Origin of the sequence: Streptomyces sp. NPDC058796 (assembly GCF_042745235.1) — a bacterium.
In the GTDB taxonomy this organism is placed as follows: Bacteria; Actinomycetota; Actinomycetes; order Streptomycetales; family Streptomycetaceae; genus Streptomyces.
Genome location: NZ_JBHYOP010000003.1, coordinates 110750 through 128825 on the forward strand (window position 1 = coordinate 110750; position 18076 = coordinate 128825).

The window sequence follows — 18076 nt, forward strand, 5'->3', positions numbered from 1 at the left end:
GGTGGCGGTCGGCCTGTCGGATATGGAGACGCGTCGTCGCAACATGGGCACACCCTAGACACAGTCACGGGCCGCCTTCACCGGGCGGTGCGACCTTGCGACGCGTCTGCGACAGACCTGTGCCGCGGTATTGCCCGGCACGGAAGGCCCCATTGATCATAAACTCATCACACATTCAGGCCGACCCACACTTCCGGCGGCCGGCCCCCACCGTCTCTCCCCACGAAGGGCCCATTTGTGAGACTCCGTCGTTCCCTGTCCGTGGCCGCCGCGGTCGCGGTGGCCACACCCGTCGTACTGCTCACCGCCGCCCCGGCCTTCGCCGACGGGACGCCCACGGCGCAGACGCAGAAGCAGCCCACTTACGCGGAGTTGGAGAAGGCCGCCGCGGACGCGGCCGAGGAGTACGAGGTCGCCCTCGCCGCCGAGCAGGAGGGGAGGAAGACGCTCGAGGCCACCCTGGCGGCGCTGGAGTCCGACACCCACCCGCTCAAGGCGGCCACGATCACCGCGAAGAAGGCGGCCAAGGACGCGGCCGACGCCGTGGCCACCGCCGAGAAGGCCGTCACGGACGCGCGGGCCGCGGTCGAGGCCGCCGGGACCGACGCCGAGAAGGCCGAGGCGCAGCAGGCCCTGGAGGCCGCCGAGACCGACCTGGCCGAGGCCGTCGAGGCCAAGCAGGAGGCCGACGCCACCGCCGAGGCGGCCCAGACCGCGCTGGACGACGCCCGGGTGGCGGCGGTGCGCGAGTACGGGAAGCTCCAGACCGCCCTCGAGAAGGCTCTCGAGGCGAAGGAAGCCGCCGAGGAGGCGCTCGGCACCGCGGAGGAGTGCGTCCGCGAGGACGGACTGACCGCGCTCGCGGTGGGGTTGCCGTCCAAGGTCGTCGCCGGCGCCACCGTCGACTTCACCCTGCGCGTGACCAACGGGTCCGAGCACACGCTGGACGTGGACCCCCTGGCCTTCGTGCACGTGGAGGGCGAGGGCAGCGGTGCCAAGAGCTCGCTGGAGGTGAAGTGGTCCGACGGCTCAGGCTGGAAGGCCCTCAATGGCAACGAGCCCGAGCACATCGCCCCCATCGACACCATGGAACCCGGTGAGCACAGCGACGTGGAGCTGCGGATGACGGTCGCCTCCGGCGCCGGAGCCGCCGACGCGTTCGCCCTGTTCGCCGCCGACGCCTCCAGCGCGTACAAGCCCTGCGTCCTGGGCCCGATGAAGCGTTACGACTTCGAACTCCTGCCCGCGGACAGCGACCCCGGCACGGTGGACGAGGCCGACCCCGGCAAACCCGGCAAGGACGACGACAAGCGACCGGCCACCGCGGGCACGGGCACCTCCCCCCAGGGCGGCACCCCGAAGCAGACGACGCAGACGGTGCGCACGTCGGCCACCGGCACCGGCACCCTCGCCCAGACCGGCACGTCCCCCGCGCTGGCGCCGCTCGGCATCGCGAGCGCCGTCGCCGTGGCACTCGGCGCCGGCACGGTCGTCGCCGCACGCCGCCGCAGGGCCGCGGACGACGCCTGACGCAGGACACCACCGACCACTACCGCCCGGCCCGATCCACCACACGTGCGCTCGGTCCGGGCGGACCTTTCCGGCCGCGCGAGAAGGGGGGCGTCCGGCATGCCGACGGTCCCCAACGAAGGCGCCACCCGAGCGGCCACGCGTGACGTAGACCCTCGATGCCGACCCCAGCCCTGGGCGCCTCTCTCCTCATCTCCGCTACCGGCTGGCGAGCGGTCGAGTATCCGGACGATGCTCCACGTCCTGTTCAGCGGGAGGCGGTGGTGAGGGGGAATCGCCGGTCCGTGAAGGTACCCGGTCAACTCGGTGAGCTGATCGACGCGATGCTCAGCCATGCTCCCGGGGATCGCCCCGCCGTCTACGAGGTGGGCAAGGCCCTGAGCTGATCACGAGTCCCCGACGACAGGCGCCGGCCAAGCGGACCACGATAAGAGACCGGACCACCCCTCCGGCTCGACTCCCAGCGCTCCGCCTTCGACCGCGTCGGCGACGCGCTGAGGGGTGACGGCAACGGACCGAATGATGACGACGGCGCGAATGGAGCCCTCTCAGCCGGCTAGCCGTGCCCCTTGCAGCCCACCGCTGACGGCACGTCACGGCATCGCTGATCTTGGTGGGCCTGAACCTCAACGCCACCGAAGACAACGATGCAGATCAGGGCGGCCATGACGGCTTGGGAGACAACCGTGACGACGGCTCCGGCCCACGCCGCTGTCGCGGCCGCCGCAACGGCGAGGAGCCCGACTCCACCAGCAGCAGCCAGGTAGTTCCACAACGGGTCGGTCGTGACGCTCTTCGCTGGGTCGAGGTTGAACCCGGACAAGAACCAGAGTCCGAAGATCACCACGAGGATGATCAGCTCCAGGAGCACGAGACCGCACCCGGCCCCGATATCGGCACCGCGGTCCGCACGGCGCCGCGGTCCGGCGCCGGTGGCGGCATCGAAGGCCGGCGGGGCAGCGGGCAGGTTCATCTCGCCACCATGCTCACCTCTGCGCGGCTGGCGCATGAGTACGGCTACTCAGCTCCGCATCGGGTGGATCTCATGATTCACCCGAGCTCAACCGATTCCCCGCCCGCCCCGTGAGGCGGTTGCCGTCATACACTGCCGTCAAGCAAAAGCCAGAGGCCCTGTGGATCACTCCACAGGGCCTCTGGTCTGCTGTGCACTCGGCAGGATTCGAACCTGCAACCTTCTGATCCGTAGGCGGGTGCCCCGCTCATTCGCGGCCCCGCTCCGCCGCACCCGAGCATGTTGCCTCCCTGGTCCCAGACCTGTCGTGTCTGCCGCCATGTGCAGTTGTGCGCCCGTGTTGATGTCAACGGCTGATGTCAAGCGCCACCCAGGGACTTGCGGCTCTGTCACTGACGACCCGGCGATCACTCTCGCCGGGGCACTCCCGTTCCTCACGTTGCGCATTACATGTACATAGAACCTAAATGGTGACACGCGATGCCTCTAGATCTGGCACTTAGTGCCCAATGTGAGCTACATCCGCTCGGACACCGAAACCTCCTGGGTTGTCAGTGGGCCCCCGTAGAATGCGTGTTAGTGGCGATGCTGACGCGACCGCGCGCTTACATCGGGGGAGAGATGCCAAACAAGATCAACCGGAACCAGTTTGCTCACGACGTGCTCAGTCGATACCAGCAGCTTTCATCAGCCTCTGGACTGCTTGAGAAGTCGGCGCGATCACAAGCCCTGGCCCATGCCGCATCGATGCCGGCAACCGGCCACCCCCATTTTGCCCACCTAGGCTTGGGAGAGAGCGACCACTGTTATGGGGTTGCTGTCTTCATCGACCTCGTCGCTTTCACATCTAGAACTTTCTGGGAAAAGCCAGAAAAAGTACTCCGCCTAAACACGGCAGTCATGTCACAGGTAGCCGAGGTAGTGCAGAGCTGCGGAGGATACATTTTGGGCCTCCGGGGTGATGGGGTATTTGCCTGCTTTGGCGACCGGAACGTGCGGGATCCAAAGATCTCGGCCGCGTGCGCCATGGCGGCTTGCGCTTTCGCGTTGGATGCCGTTAAGAACGCTCTGAACCAGCTCTTGGAGCAGTCAAGAATGCGTCCGGTTCAGATCCGGGCAGGCGCCGATTATGGGCGTCTCGACTTTGTTCGAATTGGGAGTCCAGAGGCAAGCGAAGTCAACGTAGTGGGATTTTCCGCGAACTTTGCCGCTAAGTGTGAAAAGTTCGCGCATTCCTGGGAGGTTGTGATCGGCGAGGGACTCGCAGAGTTGCTCCCTGAATCACACTACGAGCGTCACGAGAATTCGCCAAAGACTTATCAACAATCGTACATGACGCGCCATTACCACTACCACCAGGTTAAATGGACGACCTATCTCCATCATTTGGACGGGCTGCGCGAGGACTTGTCCGGCGGGCCTGTGAGTTCAATCATCCTTTAACACAGGCAAGAGAGGAAGTAAGCAAGATGTCCCTTCACTCGCTCCTGCGGCACGTCGGCATCGACGTCCCTCGATACGTCACCGTTAACGGAAGGGTAATTTGCGACACCCCCGCGCATCCGGCCTCCCCCGAGGTGGTGTCCACGGCGACACCGATGGCACCGCACAGATTCCACGGAGGTCCCGACCCAGCTCCGGAGAAGAAGCAGTACAGGGACGCTTGGTGGAACACAGACGCAGACGCGCGACGGCGGGACATCGAGGCCATGAGTAACGCGTTTCCGAGTTTTATACTGTTCGATGAGGAGGATGACTATTGGTACGGCGGACAGATTGATACCGGCAGAGGGAAGTTCCTAATCTCGGTATCTCCCCGCAGTAACGGGGCAATGCCGTCAATTCGCCTGGTGAACAAATTCAAACTGGGGCGACAAGAGGGGCGGCGCTGGCGCACCTCACCGCACCTCTACGACTCGGGGGCCCTCTGCGTAGCAGGACAGGACGACTGGGATCCTGAGGTCCACACCACGGCCACGGTAGTCGCGTGGACGGCACATTGGTTCGCCGCATACACCGAGTGGCGGATGAGTGGCGTATGGCCGACAGAGGGATACGGAAGAAATGCCGCTTAGGCGCAGGAACGGATCGCCAGAGCGCAACTCATCAAGTGAGGGTGTCAGTGTCGACGGTCAAGACCCTGGCGAGGACGTCAGGTTTGTTCTTGAACAGACAGGTGAGTGGATTCGTGCAGCCGACGCTAAGACCGGACTTCTCGGGGCAGCTCTGGCAGTTCTCGTAGCAGCCATTGCAGCAAAGTTCGATAGGGCCCATATAGCTCACTGGTCGGATTTTCCGGGCGACGCTATAAAGGGCGCGATTCTGGTGGCCACGATGCTCGCCTTGATTAAAGCGGCCTACCACATGAAGGGCGTGCTGCTACCACGAACACAATCCGGGGATGAGGACACACGCTTTTCCTGGCCTTGGGTCGAAAAATCAACAACGGAAGACCTTGTCAGACTTTCCGCTGCAACAGCTCGTCGCGAGGCTTGGACACAGGCAAAGACACTTGCGTCCATCGCGAAGGCAAAACACGAGCAGTTCACTTATGCACTGAAGTGGTCCTCCATTACCACTGCGCTATTTTTTGGCTGGGTCGTTTCGCTGGCTTGGTTCGAGTAGTAACAGCCAAAGTACAGTCAGTTCACACGCTCGGGGGTTGCGGTCTCATCTGTGAATCCGTGCGTCGCGAGGGTCGTTGCCCGCTGCGCGAGCCAGCCTGACACTCGCGGACCACCGTTCACGGCGACCCCCCGTTGGACCGTCCGTACGTGCCGGAATCCGTGGCGCAGGTAGTACTCCTGCAAGCCGGTGTTCGTCGTCCAGGCGTCCAGGCGAAGCCACTCGGCACCCGCACGAACACCACGGTCTCCGGCCCAATCGAGCAGCCGGCCGCCAAGGTCCTGACCGGCATGCGTACGCGCCACGGTCAGCTTGTTGATGAACAGGGAGGGTTCCCGTAGCTCCTCCGTGGTCCATAGCCCCTCTTCCGCTTCCGGAGTCAAGGTGATCGTGGCCGCCGTGGCGTCGCCATCGCGAACCATGAAGACCTCCCCCGCCTTGATGGTGGCGAGCAGCTTGTCAGCCGGATACGGACGCTGCCACTGGTCGGTGCCGAGACGAGACAGCCAAGCCGCCGCCTCCTCTCGGAAGGCGAGCAGCTTGGCCAGGTCGTTCGGTTGCGCTGAGCAGATTCTCACTGAGGCTCGTTCTCTTCCCGGCCGGACAAGGTGCCGATCTCGTAGTTCATCTGGTTCAGGTCGCCCCGGAATGTGGTGACCGTGCAGCGGATCGGACGATCCTCCGAGTAGCCGGTGCGCGTCCAGAGCAGCACCGGCACCCCTGCGCCGATCTCCAAGAGGCGTGCCTCCTCAGGAGTCGGCATTCGCGCCGCGATCTCATCGAAGTAGCCCACCTGCTCGATCCCGTGCGACGCGAGATACCGGGTGGTCCCTTCTTCGATGTCGCCCGGCTCAGCGAGGCGCGGGGACCGCTCGGTGAGCCATCCCGGGTACCAGGTCGCCTGCGTCGACCACGGCACGTCATCGACGTACCGGTGGCAGAACCGCAGGACCGTGGTTGACCCCACGTCGACCTTCAGCCGTTCCGCGACATCCGCAGACGCCGGGGTCATCTCGACTCGGAATGTCTGGTGCGGTCGGCGGCCCGCGTTCGTCACGTCCGTGCGGTACGCGTCACCGTTCTGCGGGAAGTCCAGGTTCTCGAACCGAGACGCGTTGAGCTTGAACACCTCGTGCGATCGGACCTCGTAGCCCAACCCCTGACTAGACGAGACGAGACCTTGGCTGACCAGGAGACTTAGCCCGTTCCTCACGGTGTTCCTTGAAGCGTCAAAGCGCTTCATCAGGTCGCTCTCCGACGGCAGCCGCGCGCCCGGCGCGTACGTGCCGCTGTCGATCTCTCGGCGCAGGGCATCGGCGACCTGCCGGTACTTCGGCTGCTTGCTCATGCCCCCATCATGACTCACTCGCTCAACTTGTTGGTACATGTGGGCCCCGATCCCTTGACGACTCACTGTCCGTGGGTGCAGCATCACTGCATCAACTTGTACCAATAAGTTGAGCAAGCGGAGCAATTCCCTTGAGTTGCTTTCGCCTGCGCTGATGCACAGGGCGGGGACGCTGCAATCCCGCTAAAGGCCAGGTGAAACAGGGCTTCGGCCCGTACTGGCGAGGTGGCCCGGCGACCGCGAGCAACGGCCGGAGAGTGGGGACAAGGTCCCCCTTGCAGTGATTCACCCCCGTTGACCTCGCCGAAAGGACCCCCAATGCGCCGACGAAGACCCTGAGCGCCGCCCGATTCGGACCGGTCGGCGGCGCCTGAACAGCTCGGTGCATCACGGCTCGCAGCACGGTTGCTGCGTCGACTGCCTCTCTCGCCCGTCCGTTCCGCGCACCGCGCGAGGACGTACGGGCGAGAGCGCGGGGAGTCGGAATCGACTTCAACGGCGAGCGGCCCCCGGGGTGCCACCCGGGAGCCGCGTACGGGCCGTTCCTCCCTGAAAGGAACCACGACCCATGAACCACATCGTCACTGTTCAGGACGCTGTTACCGCGTTCGCCGACTTCATGGAGCCGACGAACGCGGAGCTGGACGCGATCGAGCAGGAAATGCCCGTGATCCTCGCGGACGTCGACCTGTTGGACGCCCACATCACCACCCTCGACCGCACGCCGACCGAGCTGGACGACCGGCGGATCCGCCGGGCCCGCCGCCGCGCGCTCGCCGCCCGAGCCGCCCTGGTCAACCGCACGTCGAGCACGCGCCTGCCCGGGGGCGCGGCATGAACCTTCACCGCAAGGGCCGCGCGGCCCTGGTGCTCGCCCTGGTCGCCGTGGTCGGTATGGCCTTCCGGGTGTCGTGGAACGCGCTGCGGGACATCGCCGGCGCCGTCGGCGCCGACGACACGGCGGCGATGCTGTACCCGTTCGTGGTCGACGGCCTCATGGCGCTTGCCCTGATCGCGACCCTGGTACTGGCCGACCGCGACCGGACGTTCGCGCTGCGGGTGTTGGGGGCGTACACGGTCGCGTCGCTGGTCCTCAACTACGTGCACGGCCTCGTGCCCGAGCTGCACGGCCGAACCGTCGACTGGGGTCGACTGGCGGACTGGGACCCGGCGAACTGGGCCCTGGTCCTACTCGCCACGTCGCTGCCGGTCGGGTCGATCTACTTCGGTTCCGACCTGGTCGCCAAGGTGCTGCACCACCGGCCCGCCCCGATTCCGGCCGTGAGCACGAATGCGGAGGAATCTACCGGGACCGACATGAAACGGTCTATGGCTGACCTGCCGGTATCGACCCCCGCGCCGATCGCCCCGAACGCGGTGGCGCTGCCCCGTCCGGTGGCTGTCGGCTTCCTCAAGTCGACTCTCCCGGCCAAGCCGTCCCCCTCGATCGCCCCGGCCCCGGTCGCCCCGATCGAGCGGCGTGCGGTAGCGGCCGAGTCGACCCGGCCGCGTCGTGCCACGGGCCGTGTCCCGGCGGTGGCGAAGTCGACCCGGCCGAAGCGGACGCCGGATCAGTTGCTCGCCGAAGCACGGCAGGCGACGGCCGACTGGCCGGACGCGAAGGTGACCGCGGAGGGCATCCGTCGTGCCGTGCGCACGTCTCCGGTGAACGCGCGGGCGCTGCGGGACACCCTGCGGGCGGAGCGCGCCGAGGCGGCGGCGTGAGCGGGCTGCGGATCGGTTCGCTCTGCTCGGGTTACGGCGGCCTGGACATGGCCGTCCAGGCCGTCTTCGGCGGCTCGCTGGCGTGGGTCGCGGACAACGACGCCGGAGCCTGCCGCATCCTCGCCCACCACCACCCGCACGTGCCGAACCTGGGCGACATCACCGCCGCCCCCTGGGCCGAGGTGGAGCCGGTCGACGTCGTGACGGGCGGCTACCCGTGCCAGCCGTTCAGTTCCGCCGGCAAGAGGAAGGGAGTCGCTGATGAGCGGCACATCTGGCCCGACATCGCCCGTGCCCTTGGGGTTCTACGACCCCGTCTCGCGGTGTTTGAGAACGTCGCAGGGCACCTTTCTCTCGGATTCGACACCGTGCTTGGAGATCTTGCCGCCCTCGGGTTCGATGCGCGGTGGTGCACTCTTCGCGCATCTGACGTGGGAGCGGCTCACCAGCGCAAACGCCTCTTCGTCCTCGCCTGGCCTGCCGACTCCGGCAGCACGGGACTGGAGGGGCGGCGGGCAGCGCGGGCAGCTTCCGACCGCCGTCACCTCGCTCCTGCCGACCCCGTCGACCTCCGAGAACACCGGAGCCGGACACGCGGCACAGGGCGGGATGAACCTGCGCCACGTCGTCTCGCTGCTGCCCACCCCGCGCGCGTCGGAGAACGAGAACCGGCAGACCAAACGCAGCCCCTCGCAGGAAGCGGGCACGCACGGCAGGAGCCTGGCCGCCGAGATGGGATCGCTCCTGCCGACCCCGCGGGCCACGGACGGATCGAACGGCGCCGTCTCGCGCACGGAAGCGACGGACCGGCGCGTGCAGTCCGGGACGGCGAATCTGCCGGAGGTGGCGGTGAGCGCGTTCCCGGCGGTGCCGTCGGGTGGGGCGAGTACGGCGAAGCGGTCGCGCGGTGGGAGGCGGTCCTCCAGCGCCCCGCCCCCGGGCCAGTTGACGCTGTGGGACGGCTGAGCCCCGCCTTCGTCGAATGGCTCATGGGCCTGCCCGCCGGACACGTCACCGACGTCCCCGGCCTGTCCCGCTCCGCACAGCTCAAAGCGCTGGGCAACGGCGTGGTCCCGCAGCAGGCCACGGCCGCGCTGCGCTTCCTCGCCCCCGCCGCCCTCCCCTCCCGCACGGCCGCCTGACCGTCCCGAGTCTTCGAGGAGTAGCCAACCGATGCGTAACGCCGACATCCGCCGCCTGGACCGCGCGATCCTGGCGACACAGAAGAAGCTCGACGCGGTCCGCCGGGGCGAGTGGTGGCCGCTGAACGGCAGTGAGCGCCGGGCCATGGCCCGCTCGCTGGCCGCCGGCGGCTACAAGGTCGCCCGGGGCCGCAGCGCGGGCCGCGATGAACAGCGCATGGACGCCACCGGCAACAGCGCCGAACTCCGGCTGAACGCGGAACTGACCGCCCTGCACGGCGAGCGTCAGCGCCTCCTCACCGAGGCCGCCCGCGACAAGGCCGCCAAGAAGTCGTCCGGCTGGTTCTGACCAGCCGTTTCCCGCGCTGGGGTGGCCGCTCTTTCCACGGGCCCGGCCACCCCGGCGCTCTCCCTTACTCCCGCCCCGATCGGGGCAGTCAGGAGCAGTTCCAGCATGTCTGAGAACGTCGTTCACCTCCACAAGGCCACCGCCCCGCCCACCGCCGACACGGCGCCGACCGTGCTCACGGTCGTGCCCGACGCGCCGCCCGCGAGGCCGGTGCCGCTGTGGGTCCGCTCCGGCCGCGTCGTGAAGTCGGCAGCCACGCACGAGACGACCCGGGCCACGGTCCGGGCGGCGGCCCGGCACGGCCTCTACACCTTCAACGGCGGCCGGATCGTGGCCCGCCGGGCGTGGGACGGCCGTACCGGCTCCCGGTACGAGCGGATGATCCGCGCGGCGGAAGCCGCGGGGAACCTGGAGGCGGCCGAGGAGTGGGAGGAGCGGTTGCAGCGCTTCCGCGCCGCCCGCCACCACCGCCGCATGGACCTCCTCCACTCCCCGGTCGACGCCGCCAAGGGCGTCGCCGTCGGCGCCGGGATGAGCATCGGGGTCCTGGTCGCCCTCGGCGTCGTCATGGCCATCAGCACCGGCCACGCCGGCGACGTCATCACCCCACTGTCGGCAACGATCGACTTCATCGCCCTGCTGATCCGCATCGTCCAGGTCGTGTGGGGTCCGGCCCTGTCGATCGGCCCGTTCCTCGCCCTGCTCGCCCTGTGGTCGGTCGGCCGCAAGCAGCACGCCGCCCCCGCCTGGGCCCTGCCAGCCAACGTCCGCAACAGCGAGGGGGAGCCGATCACCCCGTCCATCGTGGTCAAGGCCCTGCGCGACCTCGGCGTCCCGGCCCTGGCCCGGGCCATCAAGGATATGGGCGACGCCGGCGCCTCGATGCTCGGACCGATCCGGATCGCCGGATGCGGTGTCGAGGTCGACGTGACCCTCCCCTCCGGCGTGGCCACGAACGAGGTGCAGGCCAAGCGGCGCAAGCTCGCGGAGAACCTGACCCGGCACGAACACGAGGTGTTCATCACCATCCCCCAGGCCGCGCGGACAGTGCGGCTGTGGGTCGCCGACTCCGGCGCGCTGGACGAGCCGATCGGCCCGTCCCCGCTGGTCACCGACGACACGATGACCGCCGACTACACCAAGGGCAAGGCCCCGTGGGGCCAGGACCTGCGCGGCGACGCCGCCGCCCTGTCCCTCTACCAGCGCCACCTGCTGATCACGGGTCTGTCGAACCAGGGCAAGACCGTGGCTCTGCGCTCCCTGGCCCTGTGGCTGTCCCTGGACAGGTCCGTGCAGTTCCTCATGGGCGACCTCAAGGGCGCGGGCGACTGGAACATGTTCGACGGCCTGGCCACCACGCTGATCCAGGGGCCGACGGATGAGCACGTGATCCAGGTGACCGAGATGGTCGAGGGCGCCGTGAACGAGATGAACCGGCGTCTCCAGGCGCCGCCCGGCACGGTGTTCCCGCCGCTGATCGTGCTGGTCGACGAAGCGCAGGTCGCGTTCATGTGCCCGGCCAAGGGCACCGGCAAGGACAAGCGGCCCTACGGCGGTGCCAAGGCCGATTCCCGGTACTTCATGGCCGTCCGCAAGATTCACAACCAGGGCCGTGCGGTCAACGTGCTGATGTGGCAGGGCACGCAGGACCCGACCAACGAGAACCTGCCCAAGCTCGTGCGCGAGGGCGCCCACACCCGCGCCTCCCTCGCCCTCGGCACCGAATCCCAGGCCCGCATGGCGCTCGGGGACAAGGCCGTTGACGGGGGCGCGGCGCCTAACCTGCTGCGTCCGGGGCTGGACCGGGGAACCCTGGTCGTCGCCTCCGACGGCATCACCATTCCGGCGGGGCAGTCGTCCATCACGGTGCGCACGCACTACATCGACGACGACGCCGCCACCGCGATCACCGACCGGGCCAAGGCCCTGCGCGACGGCGTCACCACCCTGCACGCCATCGACCACAGCACGGAGCACGACCCGCTCGCCGACATCGCCGCCGTCATCGGCGACGCCCCGCGGGTGCGCACCAAGGACGTGCTCGCGCGGCTCGCCGGACGGAACGCGGACGCCTACGGCGACTGGTCGTTCCTCGACCTCAAGCGCGTCCTCGACGACGCCGACGCCAGCCCGTACAAGTCCGACGGCGTCATGTGCGTGGCCCGCGACCGCGTCTCCCGCGCCCTCGCCAACCGCGACAGCGAGGGTTCCGCTTCCGCCGAATGACGTCAGGGAGCCAACCGCCGCCGGGACAGGGAGGCAGGGAGAACTCCCTGAACACCTCCCTGCCCCGCCTCCCTGGCTCTGACCTGCACGAATGATCGCCCAGGGAGGCAGGGAGGCACGCAGGTCACACCCCCCGAACACCCCTCCGCAGGGCACCCCGGAGGGGGTGCCTCTGCCTCCCTGGCCAACGGCCGGAAGGGATTCCGCATGTACCCCGAACACACCCCGCACGCGCCCGCACAGCGGGCCGTAGAGGTCCACCAGCCCACCCCGGTGCCGCCCGCCGTGCCTGTCGCGGCGCCGATCACGCCGGTGCAGCCCGGCACGGTCCCGGCCGTGGCGAGCATCGTCCTGCCCGACGGCCGCGTCGTCACCGGCTACGCCATCGAACCGACCCGCCCCGAGCCGGTCGCCGCCAAACCGGCCGTCTCGCGGACGGCCGTGAACATCGCCCTCGGCGGCGCCGGGTTCCTCGCGGTGTGCGGCGGCCTGGTCCTGCTCACCTCGTTCATCGCCGCACTCACCGCGTTCATCACCCAGCTCATCATCCTGGCCGCCGTCATCTTCGGCGGATGGATCGCCGTGCAGCTCTTCAGCACGCGCGGCCACCAGGGCGGCGGGACCACGGTGCACATCCGCAAGGCCGTGATCAAGCGCAACCACTTCCACAGCTAGCTACGCCAAGGGCGGCCCCCGCATCTCGCCAAAGAACCGGGGCCGCCCTTGCCAACCAGAACCCATCAAGGAACTGGAGATACCCCAGCATGACGCAACCCACCCCCCATCCGCAGCACACGGCGCTGAGCCTCGCCGCGTCCGGCGTGCCCGTACTGCCCCTGCGCCGGGGCAAGGTCCCCTTCGGTAACTGCACGGCGTGTGCGGACAACGCGTGCGGCGGCCGACCGAACATGAAGGTACCCGGCCCGTGCCGGTGCCCCGGCGTCTGCCACGGGTGGGCCGCCGCCTCTACCGACCCGGCCGTCATCGTCTCGCCCTCGTGGGCCACGGCGTGGCGACAGGCGGTGTGCGTCGCCTACCACCCCGGCGGCGCCGCACTGACCGTCGTCGACCTCGACGACGCCGACGCCATCGCCTGGGCCCGCACCGCCCTGCCCGCCACCCGCACCGTGCCCACGACGCGCGGCGAACACTGGATCTACCGGGGCGCCATGCGCTCCATGAACGCGGTCCGGCCCGGCGTCGACATCAAGTCGACCATGGCCTACGCCCGTTGGCTCGGACCCGGCACCGGCACCACGGCTGCTCTGCCAGACGCTGTGCGCGCCCTGGCGGTAAAGGAGCCGTCCCCCGCCCCCAGGGCATCACAGGCGCTCTCAGGGCTCCTGAGGGGCGGTCAGGGGGAGTGCCCGCACCGCACGCCCGTCTTCCTGGAACGGGGCGTCGCCATGGCCGTGCAACGCATCACGGAGGCGTCCAGCGCGGTTCACGCGACCGTGTACCGGACGTTCCTTGCGGTGCTGTCGAGGCACGGCCGGTGCGGCTGCCTCACCGACACCCACGTCGCCCGGCTGTTCACCGCCGCGCAGGCCAAGGGCGAGACCGCCCGGCACTGCGCGGACGCGTGGACCAACGCCCGCACCACGTTGGGACTGTGACATGTCCGAGGACGAAAAGACTCCCGCACGCGAGATCATCACCGACTACGCACAGGCGCACTTCCGGTACTTCCGCACCGCCGACGGCACCGTCTACGCCCAGCGCAACGGCCACCCCGTGGCCCGCCCCATCCGCTCCCAGGGCACCACCGGCAGCCACCGCCAAGAACTCATGGTCGGACTCTTCCGCGACGGACAGGGCGTCTTCAACGGCACCGCGCTCAAGGAAGCACTCGACCTGATCGAGGCCCTGGCCCTGACCGAGGACGTACAGCCCGTGCACATCCGCGTCGCCCCCGGATTCGACGGCGCGACGTGGCTCGACCTGGGACGCGCCGACGGGCAGTCCGTGCGTATCCACCCCACCGGGTGGGACATCACCATCCCCGACCCGCGGGAGGTGTGCTGGCGCCGCACGCAGCTCACGGGGGAGCTGCCGCTGCCGGTCAAGGACACCGACGGCAAGGGCATCGACCTGTTGATGCGGCTGTGCAACTTCGCCAACGCGGAAACCGAGTGCCTGGCCATCGCCTGGCTGATCGGCTGTCTCGGACCGTCCGTGCCCGTCCCGGCCCCGTTCCTCACCGGTCCGCAGGGCGCCGGCAAGTCCACCGGCGGCCGCATGCTCGTACGCATCATCGAGGGCATGACCGGCGACCTGCGCCGGGCACCGAAGGACGAGGAGAACCTGATCGCGGCCGTGGCCGCCGGATGGGTCACCGCCCTGGACAACCTCTCCCACATGACCCCGGACCTCTCCGACGCCATGTGCTGCATCGTCACCGGCGCGGAGAGCGTCAAGCGCGCGCTGTTCACCGACGGGGACGTCTTCCGCGCCCGCTACCGCCGCCCCCTGCTCCTGACCGGCATCGACGTGGGCGTCATCCGTCCTGACCTCGCCGAACGCCTCCTGCCGCTCCGCCTGGAACGGCCGAAGGTCCGGCGCACCGAGGATGAGCTGTGGACGGAGTACGCCGAAGTGCTGCCGGTCGTCCTCGGGTCCTTGCTCGATCTCACGGTAAAAGTTCGCGCGGCTGAGGCGGACACCCCGACCGACCTGCGCATGGCGGACTTCGCGCACCTGTGCGCGCAGCTCGACGCCGCGACCGGACTCGGGGCGCTCACCGCATACCGGGCCGCCCTGGACGACCTCAACGACGACGTGATCGAGGGCGACCTGTTGGCACAGACCGTGCTCCGGCACGCCGCCGACCTCGAACCCGGCGCACAGCAGCGGATGACCTCCACTGAGTGGCTGCACTGCCTCAGTCAGCTCTACACCGGCGAGGACTTCCGCCCCCTGCCCAAGGGGTGGCCGACCACCGGCAAAGTCCTCTCCGACCGTCTCAAGCGCCTTCAGCCCACCCTGGCCGCCCGGGGCGTCCTCATCGACTCCGGCCGCACCAGGGAAGGCCGCTACATCGAAATGACCCGCTCCCTGGTCGCCCTCCCGCACGAACAGCAGGCGTTCTGACCGCACTGCACAACCGCACAAGCAAGAGGAGCACCACCGGCCGCGCGTGCTCCTCTTGCTGTTCGGCGGCGGCGCCGCCCTGCACTGGACGTGCCGCGAAGCGGCTCCCTCTTCAAGCCCCTGAGCCGCGCCACACCACCACAGACACCCCCCTCTTTTCCTAAGTAGGGGAACGCTGCGTCACAGCGTCACACGATCAAGAAAACCGCTCCGTGACCTGCGCATACGGGCGTGACGCAGACGGCCTCTCTCTGCGTCACGCCGCGTCACCTGCGTCACGCGTGACGAACAGCCTGCGTCACCGATGACGCACACCCGGCGCCATGCGTCACGCGAAAACCTCAGCTCAGACGGCATGGGTGACGCACGTGACGCTGTGACGCAGAAATCCGCACCTAGGACACACGCGAACTCCCGGCACGGGAGCCGCCGCAGCGTTCGCCGTTTCCCGAGAGGCCAATGGCCTCGCCTGCCCACGGAGGTTCGACGTGCTCACCGCCGTACCCACGACGCCTGAAGCCTTGACCGTTCCGGAGGTCATGGAGGCTCTGCGGATCAGCCGCTTCAAGGTCTATGACCTGATCCGCTCCAACGAACTCCCCAGCATCAAGATCGGACGGGCCCGCCGCGTACCGGTCGACAGCGTTCGCGCGTACCTGCGCGACCGATTGGAGGAAGCTGCCTGATGGCCAAGCGACGCGCCAACGGCGAAGGCACGATCACCAAGCGCACGGACGGCCGCTATCACGCCGCCGCCTACGTCTACCGCCCGGACGGGACGCGAACGCGGAAGTTCGTCTACGGCAAGACCCGCGAGGAAGTGGCCGACAAGCTCACCGAGTTGCAGGAGAAGACCCGGCAGGGCATCCCGGCCGCGTCCTCAACCATGGGGTTCGGCGACTACCTGACGTACTGGCTCGCCACCATCGCCCCGGAACGGCTCAAGCCCGCCACGCTCAACAGCTACGAGGGGTTGACCCGGCTCTACATCCGGCCGGCGCTCGGCAAGAAGCGGCTCAACCGGCTCTCCCCGGCGGACGTGCGCCGATTCCTGACCGAGTTCAAGGGCTCTTGCCTCTGCTGCCTGCGCGGCGCCGATCACGAGCGCCCGGAGGGAAAGCGCGGATGCTGCGCTGTGGGCAAGTGCTGCAAACGGCTTCCGTCTGCTCGGACCGTCCAGTACGTACACGCCGTGCTGCGGTCGGCCCTACAGCAAGCGATGCGGGAAGAGCTGATCGCCCGGAACGTCGCACGCATCGTTGAGACCCCGACCGTCACACCTAAGGAGGTGCGCCCCCTGGACGGCGCCGAAGTCCGAATCCTGCTCAAGACCGCGCGCACACACCGGCTGTACGCGCTATGGCTGCTGCTCGTATCGACCGGACTACGACGTGGGGAAGCGCTCGCCCTCACCTGGTCGGACGTCGACCTCACGAATAGACAGCTCCGGGTGCGTCGGAACGTGCAGCGCATCCGGCGGGAACTCCTCTTCGGCACGCCGAAGACCACACGGTCAATCCGTACGGTGTCCCTGCCGCAGCACCTCGTACGAGCACTCACCCACTACCGCGAGCAGCAAGAACGCGAACGCAAGGTTGCGGGCAAGAAGTGGCAGCCGGCGCCGGGTCAGCCTGACGGACTGATCTTCACCACACAGACGGGACGGGTCATCGACCCGCGCGGCCTCAACAGGATGCTGACGATCCTGTGCAGGGACGCGAACGTGCGGCGTGTCAGGGTTCACGATCTACGGCACACCTGCGCCTCGCTCCTGCTCTCACGAGGGGTGGACGCTCGCACGATCATGGAGACGCTCGGCCACAGCACCATCACGATGACGCTCGACACGTACGCGCACGTGATGGACACAACGCTGCGAGCGGCTGCTGAGCGCATGGACGACGCGCTGAATCTCGATGTCCCCGACAAGGGGTCGGAGGGGGAAGCGTCGGACGACTGAGGACGCCTCTACGGGCGCACTGATGTCAGCCGTTGATGTCAAAGGCCCCGCCGGATTTCCCGGCGGGGCCTTTGACCTGTGTGCACTCGGCAGGATTCGAACCTGCAACCTTCTGATCCGTAGTCAGATGCTCTATCCGTTAAGCTACGAGTGCTTGTCTTTTCAGTTCTACCGTCGCTCCCGGTCCTTTCGGCCCCGCTCGCGGCGACAGGAAGAACATTACATGACTGCCGCCGTCATGTGAAATCCATTGACCGCACCCCTTGTGACCTGCGAAAACACCGAAGCCCCGGCCAGCGGGCCGGGGCTTCGGTGATCGGGGCGGAGGCGGAGGGATTTGAACCCTCGATGGGGGGTAAGCCCCAAACCGCATTAGCAGTGCGGCGCCATAGACCGGACTAGGCGACGCCTCCAGACAACATCACCGTCTCGCGTGCGAGCGCGAGCGGTGCGTGCCGATGATGACACAGTTGAGCGCGCTGTCACCAATCGACCCCTACGGTACTAGGCGGGCGGGCCGCAGGGCAAAGCCTTACGGCGTGGTCCGCGGCCGGTCGCGCAACGTCCGGCGGGCCCGCGCGTTAGTCAGGTCATGTTGCAGGTCACCCGAGTCCCCGCCGCCCGCCTCCTCGGCGCCGCCGCCCTGTCCGTCGCGAGCCTCGCCGCCCTGTCCGCGCACCCGGCCGCGGCCGCCGGCCCGCACGCCCCCGCCACCGCCGCCGGCCCGGACGTCCGGGCCACGGACCGTCTGACCGTCACCGTCCGGGACGCCGGCCCGGACGCCGACGGCACGTACGAGCTGTCCTGCGGCCCGGCCGGCGGCACGCACCCCGACCCGGCCGGCGCCTGCGCCGTCGTCGAGCGCGACACGCGCTGGGGACGGGACGCCTTCGCGCCGGTTCCCGAGGGCAGCGTCTGCACCATGCAGTACGGCGGCCCGGCCACCGCACACGTCACGGGCGTCTGGGCCGGCCGCCCGGTCGACGTGACGTACGACCGCCGCGACGGCTGCGAGATCTCCCGCTGGGACCGCATGGTGCCGCTGCTGCCCGAGGTGGGGGCGCCGGGACGGTCCTAGGCGGGCCCCGGCGGGTGCCGGAAGAGTGGC

At 68.5% G+C, this 18076-nt stretch carries 18 protein-coding genes, 2 tRNA genes and 2 pseudogenes; 17 read left to right on the forward strand and 5 right to left on the reverse strand.

Annotation, left to right across the window (positions count from 1 at the left end):
- Window positions 1-237 precede the first annotated feature (237 nt).
- Together ACFW47_RS09195 and ACFW47_RS09200 are read left to right on the forward strand one after the other, a co-directional pair.
- A complete protein-coding gene (locus tag ACFW47_RS09195) occupies window positions 238-1530 on the forward strand; it encodes a hypothetical protein (protein ID WP_386305329.1) in 1293 nt (430 codons plus the stop codon).
- A 170-nt stretch (window positions 1531-1700) separates the two neighbouring features.
- Window positions 1701-1916, forward strand: a pseudogene (locus ACFW47_RS09200) (protein kinase family protein); the annotation flags it as partial.
- A 170-nt stretch (window positions 1917-2086) separates the two neighbouring features.
- On the opposite strand, the gene ACFW47_RS09205 reads toward ACFW47_RS09200, so the two are convergent.
- Window positions 2087-2503 carry a DUF6234 family protein gene (locus ACFW47_RS09205; protein WP_386305331.1) on the reverse strand — a complete coding sequence of 139 codons (417 nt, stop codon included), beginning with the start codon at window positions 2501-2503 and terminating at the stop codon, window positions 2087-2089.
- 585 nt (window positions 2504-3088) lie between these two features.
- Here ACFW47_RS09205 and ACFW47_RS09210 point away from each other — a divergent pair.
- Together ACFW47_RS09210 and ACFW47_RS09215 are read left to right on the forward strand one after the other, a co-directional pair.
- Window positions 3089-3946, forward strand: a complete 858-nt coding sequence (locus ACFW47_RS09210; protein WP_366472958.1) for an adenylate/guanylate cyclase domain-containing protein — start codon at window positions 3089-3091, stop codon at window positions 3944-3946.
- Window positions 3947-4567: 621 nt separating this feature from the next.
- Window positions 4568-5128, forward strand: a complete 561-nt coding sequence (locus ACFW47_RS09215; protein ID WP_386305333.1) for a hypothetical protein — start codon at window positions 4568-4570, stop codon at window positions 5126-5128.
- A 17-nt stretch (window positions 5129-5145) separates the two neighbouring features.
- On the opposite strand, the gene ACFW47_RS09220 is transcribed toward ACFW47_RS09215, so the two are convergent.
- The gene (locus ACFW47_RS09220) at window positions 5146-5706 is read right to left on the reverse strand and encodes a GNAT family N-acetyltransferase (RefSeq protein ID WP_366472913.1); all 561 of its coding nucleotides are present in this window, start codon (window positions 5704-5706) and stop codon (window positions 5146-5148) included.
- Window positions 5703-6476, reverse strand: a complete 774-nt coding sequence (locus ACFW47_RS09225) for a GntR family transcriptional regulator (RefSeq protein ID WP_053914645.1) — start codon at window positions 6474-6476, stop codon at window positions 5703-5705. The genes ACFW47_RS09220 and ACFW47_RS09225 overlap by 4 nt, the downstream gene beginning before the upstream one ends.
- Before the next feature lie 568 nt (window positions 6477-7044).
- On the opposite strand from ACFW47_RS09225, the gene ACFW47_RS09230 reads away from it, so the two are divergent.
- The 12 genes and pseudogenes from ACFW47_RS09230 (at window position 7045) to ACFW47_RS09285 (ending at window position 16968) form a co-directional block, all read left to right on the forward strand.
- Window positions 7045-7314: a DUF6284 family protein gene (locus ACFW47_RS09230; protein WP_386305335.1), complete on the forward strand. Its 270-nt coding sequence runs from the start codon at window positions 7045-7047 to the stop codon at window positions 7312-7314.
- Window positions 7311-8201 carry a DUF2637 domain-containing protein gene (locus ACFW47_RS09235; RefSeq protein ID WP_386305337.1) on the forward strand — a complete coding sequence of 297 codons (891 nt, stop codon included), beginning with the start codon at window positions 7311-7313 and terminating at the stop codon, window positions 8199-8201. The genes ACFW47_RS09230 and ACFW47_RS09235 overlap by 4 nt, the downstream gene beginning before the upstream one ends.
- A gap of 47 nt (window positions 8202-8248) precedes the next feature.
- Window positions 8249-8626: pseudogene (locus ACFW47_RS09240) on the forward strand (DNA cytosine methyltransferase); the annotation flags it as partial.
- Between the two features lie 184 nt (window positions 8627-8810).
- Window positions 8811-9167: a hypothetical protein gene (locus ACFW47_RS09245; protein ID WP_386305675.1), complete on the forward strand. Its 357-nt coding sequence runs from the start codon at window positions 8811-8813 to the stop codon at window positions 9165-9167.
- Window positions 9155-9343 (forward strand): hypothetical protein, encoded by a 189-nt coding sequence (locus tag ACFW47_RS09250; RefSeq protein ID WP_239081349.1) that lies wholly within the window; start codon window positions 9155-9157, stop codon window positions 9341-9343. Before ACFW47_RS09245 ends, ACFW47_RS09250 begins: the two co-directional genes overlap by 13 nt.
- Before the next feature lie 31 nt (window positions 9344-9374).
- Window positions 9375-9692 (forward strand): hypothetical protein, encoded by a 318-nt coding sequence (locus tag ACFW47_RS09255; protein WP_386305339.1) that lies wholly within the window; start codon window positions 9375-9377, stop codon window positions 9690-9692.
- A 105-nt stretch (window positions 9693-9797) separates the two neighbouring features.
- The gene (locus ACFW47_RS09260; RefSeq protein WP_386305341.1) at window positions 9798-11918 is read left to right on the forward strand and encodes an ATP-binding protein; all 2121 of its coding nucleotides are present in this window, start codon (window positions 9798-9800) and stop codon (window positions 11916-11918) included.
- Window positions 11919-12125: 207 nt separating this feature from the next.
- On the forward strand, window positions 12126-12593 hold the full coding sequence (locus tag ACFW47_RS09265) for a hypothetical protein (protein WP_386305343.1): 468 nt from the start codon (window positions 12126-12128) through the stop codon (window positions 12591-12593).
- A gap of 89 nt (window positions 12594-12682) precedes the next feature.
- Window positions 12683-13534, forward strand: coding sequence for a bifunctional DNA primase/polymerase (locus tag ACFW47_RS09270; protein ID WP_386305345.1), 852 nt, complete (start codon window positions 12683-12685; stop codon window positions 13532-13534).
- Between the two features lies 1 nt (window position 13535).
- Window positions 13536-15008 (forward strand): ATP-binding protein, encoded by a 1473-nt coding sequence (locus tag ACFW47_RS09275; RefSeq protein ID WP_386305347.1) that lies wholly within the window; start codon window positions 13536-13538, stop codon window positions 15006-15008.
- A 488-nt stretch (window positions 15009-15496) separates the two neighbouring features.
- The gene (locus ACFW47_RS09280) at window positions 15497-15694 is read left to right on the forward strand and encodes a helix-turn-helix domain-containing protein (RefSeq protein ID WP_040251532.1); all 198 of its coding nucleotides are present in this window, start codon (window positions 15497-15499) and stop codon (window positions 15692-15694) included.
- Window positions 15694-16968, forward strand: coding sequence for a tyrosine-type recombinase/integrase (locus tag ACFW47_RS09285; protein WP_386305349.1), 1275 nt, complete (start codon window positions 15694-15696; stop codon window positions 16966-16968). The genes ACFW47_RS09280 and ACFW47_RS09285 overlap by 1 nt, the downstream gene beginning before the upstream one ends.
- Before the next feature lie 81 nt (window positions 16969-17049).
- Here ACFW47_RS09285 and ACFW47_RS09290 read toward each other — a convergent pair.
- Window positions 17050-17122, reverse strand: a tRNA-Arg gene (locus tag ACFW47_RS09290).
- A gap of 168 nt (window positions 17123-17290) precedes the next feature.
- Window positions 17291-17381, reverse strand: a tRNA-Ser gene (locus ACFW47_RS09295).
- A gap of 179 nt (window positions 17382-17560) precedes the next feature.
- On the opposite strand from ACFW47_RS09295, the gene ACFW47_RS09300 reads away from it, so the two are divergent.
- On the forward strand, window positions 17561-18046 hold the full coding sequence (locus tag ACFW47_RS09300; protein WP_386287762.1) for an SSI family serine proteinase inhibitor: 486 nt from the start codon (window positions 17561-17563) through the stop codon (window positions 18044-18046).
- The last annotated feature ends 30 nt before the right edge of the window (window positions 18047-18076 follow it).